1 protein-coding gene and 1 pseudogene are annotated in these 1,398 nt (G+C 45.2%); both read left to right on the top strand.

All coding sequences use genetic code 11. The features are described from left to right. Nucleotides 1-60: 60 nt before the first annotated feature. Nucleotides 61-1,239, top strand: coding sequence for a thiamine pyrophosphate-dependent dehydrogenase E1 component subunit alpha (locus CXF78_RS00530; RefSeq protein ID WP_011637396.1), 1,179 nt, complete (start codon nucleotides 61-63; stop codon nucleotides 1,237-1,239). Between the two features lie 3 nt (nucleotides 1,240-1,242). Beyond that, nucleotides 1,243-1,398 (top strand): annotated as a pseudogene (locus CXF78_RS00525) (alpha-ketoacid dehydrogenase subunit beta); the annotation flags it as partial.

Raw genomic sequence — 1,398 nt, 5'->3', positions numbered from 1 at the left:
CATAGTATAAATAGAGCCATGTTTATGTTGAACATGGCTCAACAATAACAAGAGCATAATATGAGCAACGCACCACTGACCAATGAAACAGTGCACCGTGTCAGCTTCTTAGACAAAGCGTCATTGCACATCCCCATTTTGCGTATTTTGCAAGCCGATGGCACTACGTATGAAAACGCGGTTCTACCAGTAATCGACAAGGCTTTGGCCGAAAAAATCTTTGATACTTGTGTTTTTACACGCGTATTAGACGAGCGTATGTTGGGTGCGCAGCGTCAAGGAAGGATTAGTTTTTACATGACCTGTACCGGTGAAGAAGCCTCAATTATTGGCAGCACAGCAGCGCTTGATAAAGACGACGTCATTTTGGCTCAATATCGTGAGCACGCCTCATTGCGTTATCGCGGTTTTACGACTGAACAATTTATGAATCAAATGTTCAGTAACGAGAAAGATTTAGGTAAAGGTCGTCAAATGCCGATTCATTACGGCAGCCGCGAACTCAACTACCAAACCATTTCATCACCACTGGCGACCCAAATTCCACAAGCCACAGGTGTTGCTTATGGTATGAAGCTGCAAGGCAAGCGTAACGTCGCCATTTGTTACTTTGGCGAAGGTGCAGCATCAGAAGGTGACTTCCATGCTGGTTTGAACATGGCTGCAGTGCTTAAGTCTCCGACCATCTTTTTCTGTCGTAACAATGGTTATGCTATTTCAACCCCTACAGAAGAGCAATTTGCCGGTAACGGTATTGCGAGTCGTGGAGTTGGGTACGGTATGCATACCATTCGTGTAGATGGTAACGACATGCTAGCGGTGTTAGCTGCCACGCAACAAGCTCGTGCCCACGCACTAGAACATAATGCACCGGTATTAATTGAAGCGATGACGTATCGTTTGGGCGCGCATTCTTCATCAGACGATCCATCGGGTTATCGTTCAAAAGAAGAAGAAGCCAAATGGCAGCAACACGATCCAGTAAAACGTTTTAAGTTATGGATGGTTAATAAAGGCTGGATAACTGAAGCCGATGAAGCCAAGTTATTTGAACGTTATCGCGAAGAAGTGCTAGCAGCAGTTAAAGTGGCTGAAAAGTTACCTATTCCGAAACTAGATGAAATTATCGAAGATGTGCTTGATAAACCGACTCCAGCATTGAGAAAACAGCTTAAAGAGCTGAAAGAACACATTGCTAAGTATCCGAAAGCCTATCCAAAAAGCGCAGGGAGACTCTAAACCGTGGCTCAAATGAATATGTTACACGCCATCAATGAGGCGTTATCAATAGCCATGACTGCCGACGAGCGCATGGTGATTTTTGGTGAAGACGTTGGCCACTTCGGTGGGGTTTTTCGCGCGACTTCTGGTTTACAAGAGCAGTTTGGTCGCGACCGT

The organism is Shewanella sp. 11B5, assembly GCF_002836795.1.
GTDB lineage: Bacteria > Pseudomonadota > Gammaproteobacteria > Enterobacterales > Shewanellaceae > Shewanella > Shewanella frigidimarina.
The sequence above is the reverse complement of the archived record's forward strand: the minus strand, read 5'-3'. Positions and strand labels throughout refer to the sequence as shown.